22 protein-coding genes are annotated in these 21,030 nt (G+C 40.9%); 7 read left to right on the top strand and 15 right to left on the bottom strand.

Going from position 1 to position 21,030, the window contains the following annotated elements; genetic code table 11:
- The 6 genes from ACYQ3A_RS03855 to ACYQ3A_RS03830 all read right to left on the bottom strand — a co-directional run bounded on the left by ACYQ3A_RS03855 (position 1) and on the right by ACYQ3A_RS03830 (position 5,863).
- Positions 1-1,053: a VIT1/CCC1 transporter family protein gene (locus ACYQ3A_RS03855; protein ID WP_459895771.1), complete on the bottom strand. Its 1,053-nt coding sequence runs from the start codon at positions 1,051-1,053 to the stop codon at positions 1-3.
- Positions 1,043-2,168 (bottom strand): peptide chain release factor 2 gene (gene prfB / locus ACYQ3A_RS03850; RefSeq protein WP_459895769.1). Its coding sequence is split into 2 segments (ribosomal slippage): positions 1,043-2,092 and positions 2,094-2,168, totalling 1,125 coding nucleotides; the frame shifts between segments, so codons are not numbered across the junction. Before prfB ends, ACYQ3A_RS03855 begins: the two co-directional genes overlap by 11 nt.
- Before the next feature lie 100 nt (positions 2,169-2,268).
- Positions 2,269-3,360 carry a THUMP domain-containing class I SAM-dependent RNA methyltransferase gene (locus ACYQ3A_RS03845; protein ID WP_459895767.1) on the bottom strand — a complete coding sequence of 364 codons (1,092 nt, stop codon included), beginning with the start codon at positions 3,358-3,360 and terminating at the stop codon, positions 2,269-2,271.
- Positions 3,357-4,442 (bottom strand): lipid-A-disaccharide synthase, encoded by a 1,086-nt coding sequence (lpxB, locus tag ACYQ3A_RS03840; RefSeq protein WP_459895765.1) that lies wholly within the window; start codon positions 4,440-4,442, stop codon positions 3,357-3,359. The genes ACYQ3A_RS03845 and lpxB overlap by 4 nt, the downstream gene beginning before the upstream one ends.
- 7 nt (positions 4,443-4,449) lie before the next feature.
- Positions 4,450-5,019: an anthranilate synthase component II gene (locus ACYQ3A_RS03835; protein ID WP_459895763.1), complete on the bottom strand. Its 570-nt coding sequence runs from the start codon at positions 5,017-5,019 to the stop codon at positions 4,450-4,452.
- Between the two features lie 4 nt (positions 5,020-5,023).
- On the bottom strand, positions 5,024-5,863 hold the full coding sequence (locus tag ACYQ3A_RS03830; protein ID WP_459895762.1) for a metal ABC transporter substrate-binding protein: 840 nt from the start codon (positions 5,861-5,863) through the stop codon (positions 5,024-5,026).
- 80 nt (positions 5,864-5,943) lie between these two features.
- On the opposite strand from ACYQ3A_RS03830, the gene carA reads away from it, so the two are divergent.
- The 7 genes from carA to ACYQ3A_RS03795 are packed head-to-tail and all read left to right on the top strand — an operon-like array spanning position 5,944 to position 14,151.
- Entirely contained in the window at positions 5,944-7,083 is a 1,140-nt protein-coding gene (gene carA / locus ACYQ3A_RS03825) for a glutamine-hydrolyzing carbamoyl-phosphate synthase small subunit (protein ID WP_459895760.1), read from the top strand.
- Between the two features lie 6 nt (positions 7,084-7,089).
- The gene (locus tag ACYQ3A_RS03820; protein WP_459895759.1) at positions 7,090-8,205 is read left to right on the top strand and encodes an NAD(P)/FAD-dependent oxidoreductase; all 1,116 of its coding nucleotides are present in this window, start codon (positions 7,090-7,092) and stop codon (positions 8,203-8,205) included.
- Positions 8,206-9,405 (top strand): class I SAM-dependent rRNA methyltransferase, encoded by a 1,200-nt coding sequence (locus ACYQ3A_RS03815; protein WP_459895758.1) that lies wholly within the window; start codon positions 8,206-8,208, stop codon positions 9,403-9,405.
- On the top strand, positions 9,406-10,284 hold the full coding sequence (galU, locus tag ACYQ3A_RS03810) for a UTP--glucose-1-phosphate uridylyltransferase GalU (protein WP_459895756.1): 879 nt from the start codon (positions 9,406-9,408) through the stop codon (positions 10,282-10,284).
- Positions 10,277-12,691, top strand: coding sequence for an endopeptidase La (lon, locus tag ACYQ3A_RS03805; RefSeq protein WP_459895754.1), 2,415 nt, complete (start codon positions 10,277-10,279; stop codon positions 12,689-12,691). The genes galU and lon overlap by 8 nt, the downstream gene beginning before the upstream one ends.
- A gap of 43 nt (positions 12,692-12,734) precedes the next feature.
- Positions 12,735-13,589 (top strand): tRNA (5-methylaminomethyl-2-thiouridine)(34)-methyltransferase MnmD, encoded by an 855-nt coding sequence (locus ACYQ3A_RS03800; RefSeq protein ID WP_459895752.1) that lies wholly within the window; start codon positions 12,735-12,737, stop codon positions 13,587-13,589.
- A gap of 43 nt (positions 13,590-13,632) precedes the next feature.
- Complete coding sequence (locus ACYQ3A_RS03795) at positions 13,633-14,151, top strand: BCAM0308 family protein (RefSeq protein ID WP_459895750.1); 519 nt, start codon at positions 13,633-13,635, stop codon at positions 14,149-14,151.
- A 27-nt stretch (positions 14,152-14,178) separates the two neighbouring features.
- Here ACYQ3A_RS03795 and atpE read toward each other — a convergent pair whose 3' ends face one another.
- The 9 genes from atpE to ACYQ3A_RS03750 all read right to left on the bottom strand — a co-directional run bounded on the left by atpE (position 14,179) and on the right by ACYQ3A_RS03750 (position 20,859).
- Positions 14,179-14,520, bottom strand: coding sequence for an ATP synthase F0 subunit C (atpE, locus tag ACYQ3A_RS03790; RefSeq protein WP_459895748.1), 342 nt, complete (start codon positions 14,518-14,520; stop codon positions 14,179-14,181).
- Between the two features lie 25 nt (positions 14,521-14,545).
- Positions 14,546-15,217, bottom strand: coding sequence for a F0F1 ATP synthase subunit A (gene atpB, locus ACYQ3A_RS03785; protein ID WP_459895747.1), 672 nt, complete (start codon positions 15,215-15,217; stop codon positions 14,546-14,548).
- Positions 15,196-15,588: a hypothetical protein gene (locus tag ACYQ3A_RS03780; RefSeq protein WP_459895745.1), complete on the bottom strand. Its 393-nt coding sequence runs from the start codon at positions 15,586-15,588 to the stop codon at positions 15,196-15,198. Before ACYQ3A_RS03780 ends, atpB begins: the two co-directional genes overlap by 22 nt.
- On the bottom strand, positions 15,585-15,794 hold the full coding sequence (locus ACYQ3A_RS03775; protein ID WP_459895743.1) for an AtpZ/AtpI family protein: 210 nt from the start codon (positions 15,792-15,794) through the stop codon (positions 15,585-15,587). Before ACYQ3A_RS03775 ends, ACYQ3A_RS03780 begins: the two co-directional genes overlap by 4 nt.
- A gap of 1 nt (position 15,795) precedes the next feature.
- Positions 15,796-17,097, bottom strand: a complete 1,302-nt coding sequence (gene hemL, locus ACYQ3A_RS03770) for a glutamate-1-semialdehyde 2,1-aminomutase (protein WP_459895741.1) — start codon at positions 17,095-17,097, stop codon at positions 15,796-15,798.
- Between the two features lie 34 nt (positions 17,098-17,131).
- On the bottom strand, positions 17,132-17,716 hold the full coding sequence (hisB, locus tag ACYQ3A_RS03765) for an imidazoleglycerol-phosphate dehydratase HisB (protein WP_459895739.1): 585 nt from the start codon (positions 17,714-17,716) through the stop codon (positions 17,132-17,134).
- Positions 17,717-17,733: 17 nt separating this feature from the next.
- The gene (pheA, locus tag ACYQ3A_RS03760) at positions 17,734-18,810 is read right to left on the bottom strand and encodes a prephenate dehydratase (protein WP_459895737.1); all 1,077 of its coding nucleotides are present in this window, start codon (positions 18,808-18,810) and stop codon (positions 17,734-17,736) included.
- A gap of 161 nt (positions 18,811-18,971) precedes the next feature.
- Positions 18,972-20,387: an HD-GYP domain-containing protein gene (locus tag ACYQ3A_RS03755; RefSeq protein ID WP_459895735.1), complete on the bottom strand. Its 1,416-nt coding sequence runs from the start codon at positions 20,385-20,387 to the stop codon at positions 18,972-18,974.
- Positions 20,365-20,859 carry a ferritin-like domain-containing protein gene (locus ACYQ3A_RS03750; protein WP_459895733.1) on the bottom strand — a complete coding sequence of 165 codons (495 nt, stop codon included), beginning with the start codon at positions 20,857-20,859 and terminating at the stop codon, positions 20,365-20,367. Before ACYQ3A_RS03750 ends, ACYQ3A_RS03755 begins: the two co-directional genes overlap by 23 nt.
- Positions 20,860-21,030: the final 171 nt, after the last annotated feature.

Here is a 21,030-nt window from a genome sequence, read left to right as displayed (position 1 = left end):
TTAGCTTATTTCAATTCCAAACAACAGATTTGCAATTCTTCCGACTATGTAAGAAAAGCCTGCTGCTGCGAATCCGGCAGTAACCATTTCAAAAACTTTCTTCTTTATGCTTATTCCAGAGAGAAACGCAACAAAACTACCTGCTATTAACAGAACAGTTCCTGCGGAGATTACCGAAAGTATAAGAGCTGTGTAGGAGTTGTCTGACAGGAAGAAAGGAAATACGGGGAAAAAGACTCCTAATAGATATGCCAGTCCTGTAACGATTCCGGATTTCAGCTCTTCTCTGTTTTCTTCTTCAACAGCAAGTTTCAGAAGAATTTCAGGCGGAAGTTTTTTAAGCTCCTCTTTTTCGATGTTAAGCTCCTGTGAAATTCTTTCAACTAAGCTTTCTGGTGAAACTTCTTTTAGGATTTCCAGTTCTTTCCGTTTCCTCCATGAGACCTCTCTCTGGGATTTGCTGGAGATAAAAGCCCCTATACCCATTGAGGCTGCTCCTGCAAATCCTACGATGAGACCGCTTAAACCGACAATTTCAGGGTTTTTAGGGTAGAGTGCTGAAAGACCAGAAACAGCCCCAAGAATTTCGACAAGTCCGTCGTTCATTCCCAGAATGACGTCTCTTATGCTTGAGGGATCGAACTCTCTTAGAGCATTGTGGAAGAAGCTTTCATGCTCCATTTCGTCAATAATTATTTCCTTTAACTGTTCTTTTTCTTCGTTGGAAAGCTCAGAGGATTTGAAGAGTTTGTAGTACTCCTTTGCAGTTGAGGACTCGTAGAATTCAAGAAAGGAAACGAGAAAGGCAGGAGGGATGAGGGAGGAGAGTTTTAGTAGCAGTTGAACTTTTAAGTCAGGTTTAAATTCGGGAGGTGCTATTCCTCTCTTTTCGAGAACAGTTTTCCAGAATTTAGCGTGAACTTTCTCTACACGGGAAATCCTTAGTAACTGTTCTTGTCTTTCCGGATTCTTCTCCCTCTCTGCCAGTTTTTCATATAAGTAGCTATCGGAAAGTTCACCTAAGTAAAACTTTTTTAAACCTTTAACTTCCAACCTTTCCCTCTTTTGCTTTCTGTTTGAGATAACCCTCTATGAATTGATCAATCTCTCCATCCATCACAGCGCTAACGTTGGAAGTTTCTATACCCGTTCTATGATCCTTCACCATCTGGTAAGGATGGAAGACGTAAGACCTAATCTGATTGCCCCATGCAATGTTCTTATGCTCTCCACGTGCTTCAGCAATCTTCTCTTCTCTCTTCTGTCTTTCAAGTTCGTAAAGTCTTGCCTTCAAAATCTTCATCGCCCTCTGTCTGTTCTGGATCTGTGAACGTTCGCTCTGGCAGGTTACAACGATTCCTGTTGGGATGTGGGTAATTCGCACAGCTGAATCAGTCTTGTTTACGTGCTGTCCTCCAGCTCCGGAAGCCCTATAGGTGTCAATCCTTATATCTTCATCCCTTATCTCTATATCTATATCTTCGTCTATTTCTGGAACAACAATAACTCCACAGAAAGAGGTGTGTCTCCTTGCGTTTGCATCAAATGGAGAGATCCTTACCAGCCTATGGGTTCCGTGTTCAGCCCTCAAGAGACCATAGGCGTAAGCTCCTTTGATTAGAATTGTTGCACTTTTGATTCCAGCTTCCTCGTTTTCCTGAAGGTCGAGGATTTCTGTCTCAAATCCCTTCTTCTCAGCCCACCTTAAATACATTCTCATGAGCATTTCGGCCCAGTCGCAGGATTCAGTTCCTCCAGCACCTGCGTGGATGGTTACAATTGCGTTGTTTTTGTCAAACTCACCAGAGAGAACTGTTTTGACCTCAAGAGAGTCGAGCTCTTCTTCTATGCTCTTGAGGGAACTTTCAGTCTCATCCAGAAGACTCTCCTCATTCTCCTCTTCAGCCATCTCAAGGAGAGTTTCAATGTCTTCAAGCTGCTGCTCTATGGATGAGAAGGTGTTGAGCTCCGATTCAATCCTGTTCCTTTCCATGGAGATGCTTTGAGCTCTTTTCTGATCATTCCAGAAGTCAGGAGAGGACATTTCCTCTTCAATTTCAGAGAGTCTCTTCTGCATTCCATCTATGTCAAAAATACCCCCTGATTTCTAAGTATTTGTCTCTTACCTTCTCAAGTTTGTCCTTAAGCTCTTGAAGTCTTTCAATCATTACCGTCCTCCTAATTTGATTCAAAGTTAAATGTAGCAATCGTTTTTATTTTGTCAAAACCGTTTGTTTAGGAGCTTTATGTAGATTGAAGGGGAATTTGTTAACGTTCAGCCCTGTAGAGGCCAACTGTTATGCCACCGTTTGAGAAGAAAGTAATTAATTCGGGGTTTAGTCTTGTAAGTTCTGCAAGTTTCCTGTTTGGAGAGAGAAAGAGAACCCTGTGATTTTTGAAGTGTCTTTCAATCCAGTCTCCAAACCGCCTGTAGATTTCTCTGACGTTCTTTATTGGAAGTCTTACACCGTAAGGAGGATTTGTAACGATTGTAACTGCATCGAATGAAACTTCTGGAAAGGAAAGGTTTTCAAACCGGACAAATTCTGAAACTCCAGCAGCTTCTGAGTTTTTTCTTGCAGCTTCTATGGCGTCAGGCTCTATATCGTAGCCTATTATTGGAACTTTAACCTCTTTTATCTTTGAAACAGCTTCTTTTTTTATTCTCTTCCAGAGTTCTTCGTCAAAATTCTTCCACTTCATAAAGGCAAAGTCTCTATTAATTCCCGGTGGAATGTTTGCAGCAATCATTGCAGCCTCTATCGGGACTGTTCCAGAACCGCAGAAAGGATCGATGAATGGAGTTTCGCCCCTACAACCAGAAATTAAAACCATCGATGCTGCGAGTGTCTCTCTCAACGGGGCTTCTGTCTCTTTTACTCTATACCCCCTTTTGTGGAGCATTGCACCAGAACTGTTTATACTGATCGTGCAGATATCGTTCTCAAAGCGGACGATAACGCTCGTTCCCTCGTCCTCCAATCTCGCCTTTTGAGGTTCGAAACCTACAGCTTCAGTAATTGCTTTCCAGACTCTCTCTTCAATTGCTTTAGAGTGGTAAAGCTTTGACTTCTTTGAGGTTGCTCTGATTTTTAAAGGTAAATCGGGTGTAATAAAATCATTCCATGGACACTTTTGAGCCTTCCTGACGAGCTCTGCGAAGTGTTTTGCTCTAAATGTGCAGAGCCTTACCAGAATTCTGCTTGCAGTCCTTAGCCAGAGATTGGTTTTGTAGAGAACTTCTAAGTCTCCTTCAAATTCAACTCCTCCAGGAACAACTTTTCCTTCAATTCTTAATTCTTTTAGCTCTTCTGCTGTTATTTCTTCTATTCCCGGTTGGGAAACTGCGAAAAGTTTCATACTTCTCTCAGAACTTCCTGACATAGCTTCTCTATTGCTCCTCCTGTGAGTTTTGAGTTGACCTTTTCTTCGAGGAGTTTTCTCATAAACTTCCTGTTTTTATAGACATCAAGCAGTGTTGTGGCTATCTCCTCAGGGTTGGCTCTTTCCTGAAGGAGCTCCGGAACAACTTCTTCTCCAGCAATTATATTTGGAAGAGAAACATTGGGTATCTTTACAACTCTCCTGGCAATAGCAAACGTCAGAGGATTAAGCTTATAGACGACAACGTGTGGAAGCCCTGCAATTGCTGCCTCAAGGCTTGCAGTCCCTGAAGTTATAACGCCAGCATCTGCTGAGAATAGAAGATCGTACCTTTTACTCTCTGGAATCAGGACAACATCTGGATTTATTCTCTTTACAGTTGACTCAACATAACTTCTGTTAACGGACGATGCAACGGGAAGAACGAAACTTCCTTCAATTCTCTTTGAAACTTCAAGCATCGGTTCAAGGAGATACTTAATCTCTGAAGGTCTACTTCCAGGCATAAGGGCAAAGACAGGTTCTTTCAGATTGTATTTCGCTTTAAACTCTTCACGGGAAATTGCCGGTCTTACTATACTTTTTAGGGGATTGCCAACGTAGGTAACGTTGACTCCATATTTTTTGTAGAGTTCTACTTCGAAAGGGAAGATTACAAACATTCTGTCAACGACTTTTTTTATCCTTTCTATTCTCTTCTCACCCCACGCCCAGAACTTTGGAGAGATAAAGTAGAGAACTTTTATTCCCTTTTTCTTTGCAATTTCTGCAATTTTCAGATTAAATCCCGGAAAATCGACAAGGAGGACTGCATCAGGTTTCTCTTCTTCTAAAAACTTTTCAATGATTTTCTTTCCTCTCCATATTGAAGGAAGCTTTGAGAGAGATTCAAAAAGCCCGAAGGCTATAAGCTCCTTTGAATCTAAAATTCTTTCAGTTCCAGGGACTTCATCAAGAAGAACGCCGTAAACCTTTAAATGCTCTGAAAGACAAGGAATGAGTTCCTTGGCGTAGTTGAATCCCGATAGTTCTCCTGTAACTATGAGAATCCTTTTCAATTTTTACCTAAACCAAGTTTAAGAAGTTTTCAATTATTTTTATTCCATCCTCAGTCAAAATCGACTCAGGATGAAACTGAACACCGTAAATGGGCATCGTTTTATGCTTAATTCCCATTATCTCCCTGTCATCTTCACTTTCAGCCGTGACTTCAAGGACATCTGGAAGGGTTTCTCTGTCTATAACAAGAGAATGGTATCTGATTGCTGAAAATGGATTCTTCATTCCTTTGAAAAGACCCTCTTCGTTGTGAATTATGTTTGATGCCTTTCCGTGCATAAGCTTCTTGGCTCTAACAATCTTTCCACCGAAAGCAAAGCCTATCGACTGGTGACCTAAGCAGATACCGAGAATTGGAATCTTTCCTGCGAAGTGTTTTATTGCCTCAACAGAGACTCCAGCTTCTTTCGGTGTGCATGGTCCCGGTGATATGACGAGAGCTTCAGGCTTCATCTCTTCAATTTGCTGAATAGTTATTTTGTCGTTTCTGAAAACCCTTATATCTGCTCCGAGTCTTCCGAAGTACTGAACAACGTTGTAGGTAAATGAGTCGTAGTTGTCTATCATCAAAATCATCTTATTACTCCTTTAAAGCACTACAGATTTTTTCTCCCCACTCAGAGAGGGTTATGACGTAATCTTTATCAGGTATTGGATTGAGAATTAATACTTTTCCACTTATGGCTTCTGCTACAGTCTGAGGAACTTTTCTTGACGCAAAAATCTCTCCTATAACAACTTTTGCATTTTCTTTTTTGGCTTCTTCTATAACTTGCCTTAGCCTTTCAGGAGTTACCTGTTCTTCGGGAGTTTGTGCGATCTCTATTACCTTTATTCCAAAGGTTTCAAGTAAAGGCTTCCAGACAGGATGATAAATAACAACCACTTTACTTTTAGCCTCTTTTAGACAGTTGTCAATTCTTCCAAGAAGCTGGTCTATCATAGCTGTATAGTCTTCAGCTCTCTTTGTGTAATAGGTTTCTCTCTTGGGATAGAACTCTATAAGCCTCTTTGCAACCTCGAAATAGACATCTTCCATCAGAACTGGATTTGCCCAGACATGGTATCCAGGCTGTTTAACTTGAGGATACTTGTTGGAAAATAATTCTCCGATGTTTAGAACGTTCTTTTCATCGACATTCCTTACAGCCCAGTCGTCAAGACCAAGTCCATGAACTATTACGAGGTTTGCTTCTTTAGTTTTTTGAACGTCTGAAGGTTTGGGTTCGTATCCATGAGGAGATTCTCCCCCTTTTAGAATTGAGTAGTATCTGAAGTCCCTACCTCCTATGTACTCTGCTACATTTTTCCAGATGGGAATTGATGAAACGATGAGAGGTTTATTATTATTCTCTGATAAACAACCGACAAAGGTAATGGTAAACAGAAATAAGCCCAAAAAAGAGAAAAGCTTCTTCATCAAATAGAACCTCCACTCGTGGTAAAATTAGACGATTGATATAAAATCATTGCATATAATATAACACAGAGGTAGAGCTCATGCTTAACAGAAAACCTGCAATCCTTGCCCTTGAAGATGGAACATACTACGAAGGTTACAGTTTTGGAGCAGAAGGAGAGACTTACGGAGAAGTTGTCTTCACAACTTCAATGACAGGTTATCAAGAGGTAATCACTGATCCTTCATTTAAAGGGCAGATAGTTACAATGACCTGTCCTCTCATCGGTAACGTTGGAGCGAATAGGGAAGATGTTGAATCAGATGGTCCTAAAGCTGAGGGTTTTATCGTTAAAGAGATCTCTGAAATCTATTCCAACTGGAGAGCAGAGAAGTCTTTTGAAGACTATCTCAAAGAGTATGGAGTGGTAGGGATTTGTGAAATCGACACGAGGGAGCTCACGAAGAGGCTGAGATCTGTTGGAACAATGAGGGGAGTAATTTCAACAGTTGACCTCGACCCTGACAGCCTCATTTCAAAAGCTCGTTCTATTCCGAAGATGGAAGGTCTTAACTTAGTTGACGAGGTGACCTGTAAGGAACCTTACGAGTGGGAGCTTGGAACGTGGCAATTAAAAGAAGGATATCCGACGAAGAAAAACTTTAAGTATTCAGTTGTAGTTCTTGATTTTGGAATAAGGTACAACATACTGAGGAATCTGGTTGACGTTGGAATAAAGCCGGTTGTTGTCCCTGCCCATACTCCACCAGAAGAGATTCTGAAACTCAACCCTGATGGAATTTTCCTCTCCTGCGGCCCAGGAGATCCAGCAGCAGTTACATACGCCATAGAGACCATTCGCTACCTTATAGCAACTTACAGAAAACCGATCTTTGGTATATGTCTTGGGCATCAGTTAACAGCTCTTGCAATGGGTGCGAGCACCTACAAGCTAAAGTTTGGGCATAGAGGAGCTAACCAGCCTGTTAAGAATAAGAAAACTGGAAGGGTGGAAATAACAGCTCAGAACCACGGATTTGCCGTTGATGAGTCAACGATTCCCGATGATCTGGAAGTTACCCATTACTCTCTTAATGATGGAACGGTAGAAGGTTTAAGACACAAGACAAAACCACTCTTTACAGTTCAGTATCATCCAGAAAGCTCTCCTGGACCTCACGACTCAAGATATCTTTTCAGGGAGTTTGAGAAGTTAATATCAGATTACAGAGGTAAATAGGGATAAATGGTCTATGATATTGCGATTTCTGGGCTTGGCCCCGCTGGGGCATCCTTCTTGCGTAAGATTTCTGGAAAAGGTTTTAAAATTATCGGATTTGATAGGGAAAGCTTTCCCAGAAAGAAACTCTGTGCTGGTGGTTTAACCCCTAAGGCTTATGATCTCCTGAAAAAACTCTTTCCAGAGTTGGACAAGGTAGTAAGGGTTCAGTCAAAGAGATTTATCCTCATCAACGATTCAAGCAGAGTGGAGGTAAGTGCAGATAACCCCTTGACTTATCTAACGGATAGAGAGGAGCTGGATAACTTCCTCTTTGATTCAATTTCAAATCGGGACTTTGAAATTCACACGGGAGAGGCTGTTCTTTCACTGGAGAAAGAAGATGGTTTCTGGAAAGTCAGAACAGATAAAGAAACCTACAGGGCGAGAATAGTTATAGCTGCTGATGGTGTGAATAGCAGGATAGCAAGGCAATTTAACATAAAGAGAAATATTGGCTTTACTTATGAAGTGGATGTTGACTTTAAGTGGAATGATTCAATACTGATAGACTTTTCTGATTTTTCCTGGGGTTACTATTGGATTTTTCCAAAAGGAAACTTTGTAACGACAGGTTTGGGCGAGTTTAAGAGTAAAGTGAAAAGTCTGAAAGGAAAGCTGTTTCAATTCAACAAGAAGCACGGAATAGAAGGGAAATTACGGTTTCAGAAAGGTTTTCCCATACCTGCAGGGAAAAGGAAAAATGATGTTTACAGGGAATGTCTCCTCTTCCTTGGGGATGCTGGAGGGCTGGTGGATCCTCTCACAGGAGAGGGAATTTACTATGCTGTTAAAAGCGGAATAATTGCTGCTGACGTTGTGGCAAAATCGTTTGAGGAAGGAAATCTGGAGATTTTGAAACTTTACAGAGAATCAGTTGATAGAGTTATGGGAAGTGAGTTTTTCTGGGCAAAAGTTGTGGGGAACCTCTTTTTTAATTTTAAAAGGTTAAATTTTTACGTTATAAAAAGAAAACCGGAGGTCGGAAGTCTAACTTCAGCTCTTTTGACAGGAGAGGTTTCTTATAGAGATGGGATCAGGGACTATTTCAAACTTTTACCAAAGTCGATAGTGAGGTTTTAAATGCTTCAGGTTTCTATAAAGAGAGGAAGAGAGAGGAGGATAAGAGGTTTTCATCCCTGGGTTTACAAAAACGACATTCTTTCTTTTTCGAGAAAGCCCAAACCTGGAGAACTATGTGTTGTAAGGGATTATAAGGGGGCTTTTCTTGCAAAAGGTTATATAAACCCAGAGAGTTATATTGCTATCAGGATTTTGACTTTCAAAAAGGATGAAGAGATAGATTTAGAGTTTTTCAAGAAGAGGATTTCAGAAGCACTTGCTTACAGGAAAGGAGTTGTTCCGTTAGATTCCACAGCTTTTAGGCTTATTCACTCTGAAGCTGACTATCTGCCAGGGCTTATTGTTGACTATTACAATGGTTATCTGGTAGTTCAGATAACAACCCTTGGAATGGAAGTTTTAAAGGAAAAGATTGTCAGGGCACTTGTTGAGGTTGTAAAGCCGAAAGGAATTTACGAAAAGTCAACAGTTCAGGTCAGGGAACTGGAAGGTTTGCCTCTTGTTGAGCAACCTCTCTATGGGGATATTCCTGAGAAGGTTGTAATTACAGAGAACGGAATAAGGTTTAACGTTCAGATAATTGGTGGGCAGAAAACGGGATACTTCCTTGACCAGAGGGAGAACAAGCTTCTCTTTGCTACGGAATTTGTAAAAGAAGGGGATAGAGTCCTCGATGCTTTCTGTCATCTTGGAGGATTTGGAATTCATGCAGCTGTAATCGGTAAAGCAAGAGAAGTGGTAGCTGTTGATAGCTCTCAACTTGCCCTTGACCTTGCAAAAGAGAATGCCGAGCTCAACGGTGTTGCAGATAGATTTCAGTTTGTAAAGGGTGATGCTTTTAAAGTTTTAAAGAGGATGCAACAGGAAGGGGAGAAGTTTGATTCAATAGTCATCGACCCGCCAGCCTTTGCAAAGAGCAAAACGGTTGTTGAGCAGGCAAAGAAGGGGTACAAGGAGCTTTTCTTGCGAGGACTGAAAATGTTAAAGCCTGGCGGAAGCATTGTTGTCTGCTCCTGTTCCCACCACATCACTCCGCCAATCCTGGAAGAGATACTTCTTTCGGCTGCTTACGATACAAGAACTCCATTGAAGGTTCTCTACACAACCTATCAGGCTAAGGATCATCCCTTCGTTCTTCAGATTCCTGAATCAAGGTACTTAAAGTGCATATTTGCCAGATCGTTCCCCTGGGAGGTTTGAGTGATAAAGAAGGCGGTTATACCTGTAGCAGGGCTTGGAACCAGATTCTTGCCGGCGACGAAGGCGCAACCGAAAGAGATGCTTCCAATTGTGGATAAACCGGTGATTCAGTATATAGTTGAGGAAGCTGTAAGAGCTGGTATTAAACAGATCGTTTTTGTGACAGGTAAGCATAAGAGGGCGATTGAAGATCACTTTGATACAAACTTTGAGCTTGAATATGTACTGGAAAAGAAAGGAAAAGAGGAACTCCTCAAGCTTGTGAGAGGGGTTACAAACCTTGCAGAGATCATCTACATCAGACAAAAAGAACCTTTGGGATTGGGACATGCAATTCTTACAGCAGAGCCGGTTATTGGAAATGAACCATTTGCAGTTCTACTTGGTGATGACATAATGGTTTCAGAGCCTCCGGCCATAAAGCAGTTAATGGATGTTTTCTGCAAGTACAGATGTACGGTTTTAGGGGTTCAGAGAGTTCCAGAAGAGGATGTCAGCAAATACGGCATTGTTGGAGGAAAAGAGATAGAACCTGGCGTTTTCAAAGTTGACACCTTGATGGAAAAACCTTCTACCGAAGAAGCGCCTTCAGATCTTGCCATTACTGGTAGGTACATTCTCACCCCTGGGATTTTTGAAGCGCTAAAGAAAACTCCACTAGGGAAAGGTGGAGAGATCCAGCTAACGGACGGCATTGAACGGCTTGGAATGAAAGAAGCTCTTTATGCTAAGATAATGGAAGGGGAAAGGTACGACACAGGAGATAAGCTCGGTTTTCTCATAGCTACGGTAGATTTTGCCCTTAAAAGGAAAGATTTAAAGGAACCTCTCCTGAAGTTCTTGAGTGAAAAACTTAAAGAGGAGAAAAGTAATGGGTGAAATAATACAGCCTCATGATCAGAATGAAGCAAAGTTTCCAGAAGAGCTTCCGGTTCTTCCATTAAGAGATGTTGTCGTTTTTCCCATGATGATAGCTCCTCTTTTTGTTGGAAGACCATTTTCACTTAACGCCATAGAGGAATCTCTTAGGGAACATAAACTTATTTTTCTCTTAACTCAGAAAGATAAAGACGTAGAAGAACCAAAACCTGAAGATCTTTACGAATACGGAACCGTTGCTGTCATCCTCAAGGCAATGAAGATGGGGGATGGCAGAGTGAAGATCCTGGTTCAGGGGCTTGGAAGAGCAAAAGTTAAGGAGATTAAAATAGAAGATGATTACTACAGCGCTGAGATAGAGCACATTTCGGAACCCGAGTACGCTCCTCAATCCTTAGAAGAAGAAGCTTTAGTCAAACTTGTAAAGGATCAAATAGAGAGGATTGTTGCCCTTGGAAAGCAGATTCCGCCCGATATGGTTGCAATCTTGAGGTCAATTGAAGATCCCGGCAGGCTTGCAGACCTTGTTGCCGGTCAGATAGACCTCTCAACTGAAGAGGCGATAGACCTTCTTTCCACAGTTGATCCAGTAGAAAGGCTCAAGAAAATAAGTGAGAAATTAGAACACGAGATAAAGGTTCTTGAGATCCAGGAGCTGATAAGGACAAAAGCCCGTGAGTCTATGGAGAAGGAGCAGAAGGAGTACTTCCTGAGACAACAGCTCCGGGCAATCAGAAAAGAGCTGGGTGAAGAAGAGGAAAGAACAAAGGAGATTGAGGAGTACAAAGGAAAAATAAAGAAGGCAAAAATGCCTCCAGATGTGGAGGAATCGGTTTTAAAGGAACTTGCTCGCCTTGAAAAGATGCATCCTGAGTCTGCTGAAGCAGCCGTTCTCAGAACTTATATAGAGTGGATGATAGAGCTTCCATGGTCTAAGAGAACAAGGGATAAGTTGGATATAGAGAGGGCAAGACAGATTCTTGATGAAGATCACTACGACCTTGAGAAAGTTAAGAATAGGATCCTTGAATATCTGGCAGTAAAGGCTCTCATAAAGAAAAGGAAGAAGAAAATAAAAGAGATAAAACAGCCAACGATTTGCTTTGTTGGTCCCCCTGGCGTTGGTAAAACCTCCTTAGCCCGTTCCATTGCAAAGGCCCTTGGAAGAAAGTTTGTAAGGATTTCCCTTGGTGGTGTGAGAGACGAAGCAGAGATAAGGGGACACAGGAGAACCTACGTTGGTGCGATGCCTGGAAAAATAATCCAGGCACTTAAAAAAGCTGGAACCAAGAACCCTGTAATCCTTCTTGATGAAATAGACAAGATGGCTTCGGACTTCAGGGGTGATCCGGCAGCTGCTCTTCTTGAAGTTCTTGATCCTGAACAGAACAGAGAGTTTGTCGACAGCTACATAAATCACCCCTTTGACCTGTCTGAGGTTCTTTTCATAGCAACAGCAAATACTCCCCATACGATCCCTGAACCCCTCTATGACAGGCTTGAAGTTCTCAACATTCCTGGATACACAGAGTACGAAAAGCTTCAGATTGCAAAGAGGTACATAGTTCCAAAGCAGATGAAGAATCATGCCCTTACAGAAAATGACATTGAATTTACAGATTCTGCACTTCTCTACATTATCAGACACTATACGAGGGAAGCTGGGGTCAGGAATCTTGACAGGAGAATAGCGGCAGTTTGCAGGAAAATAGCTCTCTGGATCAGCGAAGGGAAGGAAAAGAAGTACAGAGTCACAAAGAAGCTGGTTGAGAAGATCCTTGGAGCTCCAAAGTTCATTCCAGAATTAGAACTCGGAGAGGATGAAGTCGGTGTAGCTACAGGTCTTGCCTGGACTCCAGTTGGAGGTGATGTCCTTTTTATAGAGGTCATTGTAACCAAAGGAAGTGGAAGGCTCATCCTCACTGGAAGGCTTGGTGATGTGATGAAAGAGTCTGCTCAGGCAGCTCTTGGATTCATAAAGGCCAACGCAGATAAGTACAATATCAAGCACGACTTTTCAAAAATAGATATTCACGTTCACGTTCCGGCAGGAGCAATTCCTAAGGATGGTCCCTCAGCTGGAATAACAATTGCAACGGCGATGCTTTCTGCTCTAACAGGAAGAAAAGTTAGAAAGGATGTTGCAATGACGGGAGAGATAACCTTAGGTGGAAAAGTTCTTCCTGTTGGTGGTCTGAAAGAGAAGATTCTGGCAGCTCTCAGGTACGGTGCAAAGACTGTGATACTTCCAGAGAAAAACAGAGCAGAAGTTATGGAAGAACTCCCTGAAGAAGCAAAGAAAAAAGTAAAGCTTGTATTTGTTGACAGAGTGGAAAAAGTATTTGACTTAGCTCTTTACCCAGAGGAGAAGAAGTCCAGATCTAAGAAGAAATCAGTTTCTAAATAAATTCCGCCCCTCTTGGGGCTTTTTTTCACTTCGGGAGTAAACCTTGAAAATTGTCAGAACCGAAGATGGTTCTCTTACCCTCTTTTCAGAGAAATTTAACGAACCCTACCACTCCCTTACAGCAGGTGCCTTCAAAGAAGCAGTAGAGAAGTTCTGCAAGCCCTGCAAGATAGAAGAGAAAGCGAAAAAGGGTGAGTTAAATCTGTTTGATGTCTGTTTTGGGCTTGGCTACAACACGGTTGCATTTCTTGAGACAGCCTTTTCTTCCAACCCCAACGTAAAGGTTTCCATAGTCGGATTTGAGTTCGACCTCGGTGTAATAGAGAAATCCTTAGAGCTCTCCTGGGGAAATTACGAAAAGTGGAAAAAGATCATTAGGGTAGCTCTAAGGAATAAAAGGTGTGAGGATACTTTTCTCACAATAAATTACTTTTCTCCACAAGTAAAGTTTAAAATCTACATAGGTGAAGGAAGGGAAGTAATAAAAAGAGTTCATAGAAAGTATGAACAATTTGCAGATGCTATCTTTCACGATCCATTTTCTCCAAGAGTAAATCCGGAGCTCTGGACATTTGAGTTTTTCCAGAAGCTGAGAAGCATCATAAAAGAAGATGGGATACTTGCTACATACTCTGCTGCATCTCCTGTCAGGAAAGCCCTCTGGATGGCAGGCTTTGGTGTGAAGGAGGGAGTGGCTGTCGGAAGAAAATCCAGATCAACGGTAGCTTCGCCTCTTTTCAAAACAGAAGAAAAGCTTCTGGAGAAATTTTTAACATCAACAAAGTCTACTCCTTACAGAGATCCCAATTTACAGGATTTACCAGAGCTAATAATGTCAAGAAGAAAGGGGTGTGTCTGGCTACGGGAAAAAGCACTTCCGATAGCCCCGATCTATTAAAGAACCTAAATTAAGAAATAGAAACCACTAAAAGGAGGAAAAGATGGGAGGGAGAGAAAGCTATGAGAACTACGTCCCTGCAGGCAGAAAAGAGTATACTTGGGAAAGTGACAATCCATACTATGAGAAGAGAAAGTATCCAGAACCAACCAAATGTCCTGAGTGTGGAGTTGTTTTTAAGGATGGAAGATGGCAATGGCCTGAACAAATTACAGAAAAATTACCGAATGAGATCAATGAAATTCTTTGTCCAGCCTGCAGGAGAAAGAGAGACAGATATCCAGGGGGATTCTTCTACCTTAGCGGAAAGTTCCTTGAGAACCACAAGGAAGAGATTTTAAACACAATCAAGAATGTTATAGATGAGGTTATAGCACGAAGGCCTCTTCAAAGAATTCTCTGGATGAAAGAAAAGGAAGACGGAATTATTGAAATAGCAACGACAAGTGAACACTTAGCACGACACCTTGGGGAAGCTGTGAATAATGCTTTCAGGGGGGATTTTGAAGTTAATTATAGCGAAGGACAGAAATTAGTAAGAGTTTATTGGCACAGAGATTAAGCAAAGGGGGCAATTGCCCCCTACAGATTAACCAACAAGTGGGTTGGCGTAGAGAAGAATAAGAGCAATAACGAGACCGTAGATAGCAAGAGCTTCGATAATAGCAAGACCGATAAACATTGTTGTAGTAAGTTTACCGGCCATCTGAGGGTTTCTTGCCATACCTTCACAGGCACCTCTTACTGCCTGACCCTGTCCAGCACCAGCACCACCGGCAGCAGGACCAATAGCAAGTCCGGCACCAATTGCTGAAAGACCAAGAATGAGAGCTTTTCCAGATTCTCCACCTTCACCTGCGAGTGCTGGAAGAGCTCCAACAACTAGCAGGAACAGTGTGAAGAGTACACTTTTGAGTGAAGTTTTCTTCATCAGCATACCTCCTGTCAAAATATATTTAACTTGCGTGCTCTTCTTCGTGCTCTTCAATGGCAGTTGCAATGTAAACAACAGTTAAGATGCAGAAGATAAACGTTTGCAGGAAGCTGTTTGCAAATACGATAAACTCACCTGCAACTGGAACAAGGAATGGAACCAGCATCAGTGCAACTAAAACGACCATCTCATCACCAAACATGTTTCCGAACAGACGGAAGGAGAGAGAAAGGATTCTTGAGAGATGAGAAACTATTTCAATAGGAAACATAATTGGTGCCATCCATGGAACAGGGCCGGCAAAATGCTTAATGTAGTTAATAAAACCGTGTTTTTTAACACCTTCGTAGTTGTAAACGAGGAAAGAAATTATTGCCAGTGCAAGGGTTGTATTTAAGTTTGCAGTTGGCTGTGTAAGTCCAGGTATAAGTCCCATAAGGTTTCCAAAGAGAATAAATACTGCAAGTCCGGCAATTAGAGGAAAGAATTTTCTACCATAGCTTCCCATTGCATCTTCAAGTGTATAGACGATGAAAGAAGTCAGAGATTCAAAGACGTATTGAACTCTGTCTGGAAACTTTTTGAGGTTTTTACCCAGGATATAAGCAAAAACGAGAACAACTGCCATCATGAGCCATGTCATTGTAACGTGATCAGGAATTCCAACAATCTTTATGATTGCTCCGTGCTCCATCTTCTCCACTCCTTGTAGTGTTTTGCTACAGACAAAATTAGCCCTACGTTGGTAACAGCAACGGCGAGAATTATAGCAAAGAAGTTAAGAGGAGTAAACACAGAAATACCTATTAGAAGAGAAGCTATGAGTATGTATCGCCAGAAGAATCCGGATTTAGGAAAGTAGTTAACTGCTACCTGTTCAGGAAGTCTTCGGGAAAATCTGATGAGAAGTATGTAGTCAAAAACCATTAGAGTATAACCGAGAGTGAAAGAGAAGAGAAACAGGAAATTCCAGTCTGTTAGAAATCCAGAGATAAAGAAACTGATGGCAAATAAGATAGAGAGAATCGAGAGCAGACTCCTAACAAACGAATCAAACTCTTTCATTTTGCAACCTTTTTGAGCTCTCTGTAGAGGTTCTTCAATCCAGCGGCAAAGCCAATCAGTAGCCAAAAAATAGTCATCCATGGGAAGGTGTTCAACCATTTGTCAAGGTAATAACCGATAACGACTCCAATAATGATGGAGAGGGCAAACTGAACCCCCACCATCATATAAGAAGTCTTTTCTATGTAATCTTTAAGCTTTCCCATTTTAAACCATCTCAGCAACTTCTTTGAATGCTATTTCCGCAGCTTTTATAGTCTTTTCTATATCTTCATCTGTATGGGCTGTGGACATAAAGGCAACTTCAAATTGTGAAGGTGCAAGGTAGATTCCCTGTTCGAGCATCTTCCTGAAGAACTTAGCGTAAGCTTCAGTATTGGAAGTTAGTGCATCTTGGTAATTCTTAACATCTTTGTTGGTGAAGTAGACAATGGAGATGCTTTCAATCTTCTTAAAGCAAAGTTTATCCTCAATTCCAGCAGCTCTTGCAGCTTCTCTTAAGCCTTCTGCAAGCTTGTCTGTTTTCTCCCTCAGGCTTTCATAAACTCCCGGTTTCTGGAGAAGTTCAAGAGTCTTGATTCCTGCAACCATTGCAAGTGGGTTACCTGAAAGTGTTCCTGCCTGATAGACAGGACCTTCTGGAGCTAGGTGGTTCATTATCTCTGCCTTTCCACCAAAAGCACCAACTGGAAGACCTCCACCGATAATCTTTCCAAAGCAGGAAAGGTCTGGAGTTATTCCAAAGTACTCCTGAGCTCCTCCGAGAGAAAGTCTGAAACCTGTGATAACCTCGTCAAATATGAGAACGATTCCCTTCTCAGCTGTCAGCTCCCTGACCTTCTCAAGAAATCCGGGTTCAGGAATAATGAGACCTGCATTTGCCATAACAGGTTCCATGATAACTGCTGCAACATCGTTTCCAACTTCGTCAATTACCTTTTTGAGAGCGTCAATATCGTTAAATGGCACTGTTATTGTGTGTTTTGCGAAATCCTCAGGGATTCCTGGACTTGTCGGAACACCAAAAGTTGTAAGTCCAGAGCCAGCTTTTACAAGGAGAGCATCAACGTGACCGTGGTAACCACCTTCAAACTTGATGACTTTGTTTCTACCTGTATAACCTCTTGCAAGCCTTATTGCAGACATTGTGGCTTCGGTTCCGGAGTTGACCATTCTTACCTTTTCGATGGATGGAACTAATTCAACAATCATCTTTGCAAGCTTGACTTCGAGTTCTGTCGGAGCTCCATAGCTTGTTCCCTTTTCCGCCTGCTCCTGAATAGCCTTTATAACTTCAGGATGAGCGTGCCCCAGAATCATTGGACCCCATGAGCATACGTAATCGACGTATTCGTTTCCATCGACGTCCCAGATGTGAGAACCCTTAGCCTTTGCAATGAATCTTGGAGTGTCTCCAACGGATTTAAAAGCCCTTACTGGACTGTTCACTCCTCCGGGAATGTACTTCTTAGCCTCTTCAAGAAGAGCCTTTGAACGTTCAACCCTCATCGAACTCCTCCACTGTTCTTTAGTTACAAGTATTTTAAAGTTCCCCTTTTGTAGAAGGTACTCCTTTAACCCGCTTATCAACCTCTATAGCCATTCTCAAAGCTCTTGCAACGCACTTAAACGTTCCTTCAGCCATATGATGAAGGTTTAAACCGTAATGGCAGTTTATGTGGAGATTACACTCTAGGGAGAAAGCAAAAGATTTCCAGAACTCTCTGAAAAGGTCAAACTCTATTCCCATTAAGTTTGCCATCTCTGGAAAGCCTTTGTAAACGAAATAGGGACGTCCTGAGAGGTCAATTGCAACAGAAATAAGTGTTTCATCCATGGGAAGTGTGAAGAAGCCGTATCTGTTGATCCCTTTCTTATTTCCAAGAGCTTCTTTTATGACTTTCCCGAGAACTATTCCGACGTCTTCTATGAGATGATGGTGGTCAACTTCAACATCTCCCGTAGCCTTTACTTCGAGGTCAAAAAGACCATGTTTTGAGAAAAGCTCGAGCATGTGGGTAAGAAAAGGTATATCCGTTTTAACGTTGTAGCTTCCGCTTCCATCAAGGTTAATTGAAATCTCAATTTCTGTTTCCTTAGTTGTTCTTTCTATAGTTGCTTCCCGCAAGTTCACCTCCTCAATATCTATTCTTTAAATCCTGCAGGGTAGGATCCTAAAATCTTGAAGAATGTTGTATTTGCTTGAAGTTCCTCAAGGGCTTTTGCAACTCTTTCATTCTTTCGATGTCCTTCAATATCAACAAAGAAAACGTATTCCCATGGGCGTTTCTTTGTGGGTCTAGATTCAATCTTTGATAGGTTTACGTCATAAACAGCAAAAGGCTGAAGTGCTTTAAAGAGAGAACCTGCAACGTGTTTGGCACTGAACATAATGGAAGTTTTATCTCTTCCGGATGGGAATTCCGAATCTGTTTTTCCAATTACCAAGAATCGTGTGAAGTTCTTAGAGAGTTCTTGAATATTCTTTGCAAGGATGTTTAAATCGTAAAGGTAAGCTGCTGCTTCACTGGCAACTGCCGCTGTTCCAGGCTCTCTACTTGCCAATTCTGCTGCTTTCGAAGTGCTTGAAACTTCCTCAATGTCAACCTTTGGTAGATTTTCTGATATCCATTTCCTCGCCTGTGCAATTGCATGTCTGTGAGAGTAGATCTTCTTGATTTTTGAAAGGTCCGGTTCTCTACTCATAAGGTGGAGGTTAACAGAGACAAATATCTCTCCACTGATTTTGAGGTCAGTATCAAGGAACATATCTATAGTGTAGTTAACTATTCCCTCAATGGAGTTCTCTATTGGGACGACTCCGTAATCGACTCTTCCCTTTTCTACTTCGTCAAAGACCTCGTCTATTGAATCCATAGGATGTAGATCTGATGAGCTACCAAAGTGCTTCAGGGCAGCAAGGTGGGTAAACGTTGCAGGTGGTCCTAAGTATGCTACCTTTGTCGGCTCTTCCAGAGCTCTGCATGCAGAGATTATCTCTCTGAAAATAGCTCTTATGCTCTCTGCAGGTAACGGTCCCTGGTTAAGCTCTTCAAGCTTAGAAAGAATTTTTGCTTCTCTACCCGGAACGTAAAAGGGCAGTCCTTTCTTTTTCTTTATTTCTCCAACTTCCTGAGCAAGTTTAGCCCTTCTGTTGAGAAGAACAAGGAGCTCTTTATCAATCCTATCTATCTCTTCTCTCAGCTCTGAAAGGCTCTTCATTCCTGGTTACTCCTTTTTTTTAAAGAACAAGTTTTGTCACTACAACTTTCACACTGGTTGCCAGATTGCAACCTTAGAATGATATAAGCAAAAGCTCCTATTAAAATTAAGACAGGAAAAAGATTTTCCAAGAGAACCTCCCATAAAAAATTGCAAACCAATTATATTTCACTTTTTTCACTTATAATTCTTTTAAGATCATAGCTGGCTGCACAAGCCGCTTTTACAATCTCCTCATCAAATAGCTTATCCCTGCCGGCATTTTCTTTAAGATATTCAAGAGTTTCTTCAAGAGTAAAGGCTTCTTTATAGGGTCTTTCAGTAGTCATAGATTCAATAACATCCGCAACTGCAACAATCTTAGCAAGCTTAGGGATCTCATCACACTTTAAACCTTCTGGATATCCAGAACCATTGCACTTCTCATGATGGTAAAGAATAATAGGAAGAATATCCTTTAATTCATTGATAGGTTTCAGGATTTCATATCCTATTTCTGGATGTTTTTTAACTATTTCATACTCTTCCTTAGTTAATTTTGCGGGTTTATTAATAATTGTTTGAGGAATTCCCAGCTTTCCAATGTCGTGAAGCAATCCTCCTATCTTCAAGAGCTTAAGTTCATCGTTACTTAAACCAAGAATCTCTCCTATTTCAACAGCAATCTTTGATACTCTTTCGCTGTGTCCTCTCGTCCAGCTTGAAGTAGCATCAATAGCGTTAGCAAAAGCAGTAATTGTATTTATGAAAAGTGATTCCTTGGCACTCTTTTCCTTAACAGAAAGCAATGCAGCATCAATTAAATTCTCAAATATGCGAAGTATCTCCTCGGAGAAAGGAAAATCTCCTTCAACAATTATTTTTATTTCAGGATTGCTTTTCAGATAAAGTGCTTTTTGACCAGGATGAAGCTCTTTGTATTTTTCATCTATTAGAATCTTGATATAGTTTAACTTCAGCTCTGTTTTAAGGTTTTCTTCAAGTTCTCTACAGAAATCTATCAAACTGGAAGTTTTTGTAATGAGGAACAAGATTTTGGAGGTCAGATTCAAGAGAATTTCGTCTATCTTCTTCTCCTTCAGTATCTCAAAATACATTTCTGAAACAGATTTCTCTATTACATTGAACTCATCTTTTGTAGTATCCAGTTCAAGATTCTTTAAGCCACCATTACGCCAGTTTTTTATAGAATCAACAATAAAATCAATTCTTCTTTTAACTATACTGTAATTAAAGTTAAGAACCAATAAAACCATTAAAAGAATAGAGAGCTCAATAAACAGAATAGTTCTTTTTACTTCAGAAAGTCTTTTGACTATTCTGGTTGTAGAATAATGGATTTCTATATTCATAATTTCGTAAAGGGTAAGGTAATCCATATTTTCGATTGGAATTCTGGAAGTTAGAATGAGCAGTTCTGACTCTGAGCTTGTTCTGGCAGAGAATTCTTCTCTAAGTTGCTTTTTAAAAGCTTCTGTTACTGTGAAATACGAACTTGAAAAAGAAAATAGAAGTAGCAATAAAAAACTCAGAAAAATCTTTCCAGAGATAGACCTAACGGGATTTGGAAACCACATCCAACAACTCCATCAATTGGGAACGGTGCAGTTTCTCTCTTTCCAGAAAAGAGAGAAAATCGTCTCTATACTTTTTGGATTCTGGTAGATCAAGTATCTTCTGATACAGTTTTATAGCTGCAATTTCTCCATTTATATCTTCCTCAAGGAGAGTTCTAACACTTTTACCTGTTTGGGGAGGCCACATGGCAACTGTGGGGGTTGCTCCTTCTTTTACAAGTATTTCTGTAATCTTGCGAGCGTGGAATATTTCATCCTGCAGATTTTTCTCGAGAACATCTGTAATTTTTTTATCGGTTATTAAGACAGAGTGATTAATGTATTGAACGATGGCTCCATACTCATGGGAAATTGCAAGATTACATAAATCAACAAAAATAGAACTACCTTTTGGAGTAGCCGGTGATTTAGCAGGAACAACAAAACCTGCTAAACTCCCAAACATTAATTTAAGTATGTCCCTTCTATCCATTCTTATCCCCCCTTAATACATGGATGGCAACTTTGGTTACTAAATATTATCAAATTATCAAATAACAACACAGTTTATATAGAAACTCGGTATTTTTTTGTTAGAATATTTGCAACTTGTAATGGTTATGGTATTTTAAGATGCTATGGTCATTAACTTCGAGTTACTACC

The sequence above is a fragment of the Desulfurobacterium crinifex genome (assembly GCF_054656775.1).
This window is presented reverse-complemented; position numbering and strand designations above follow the sequence as displayed.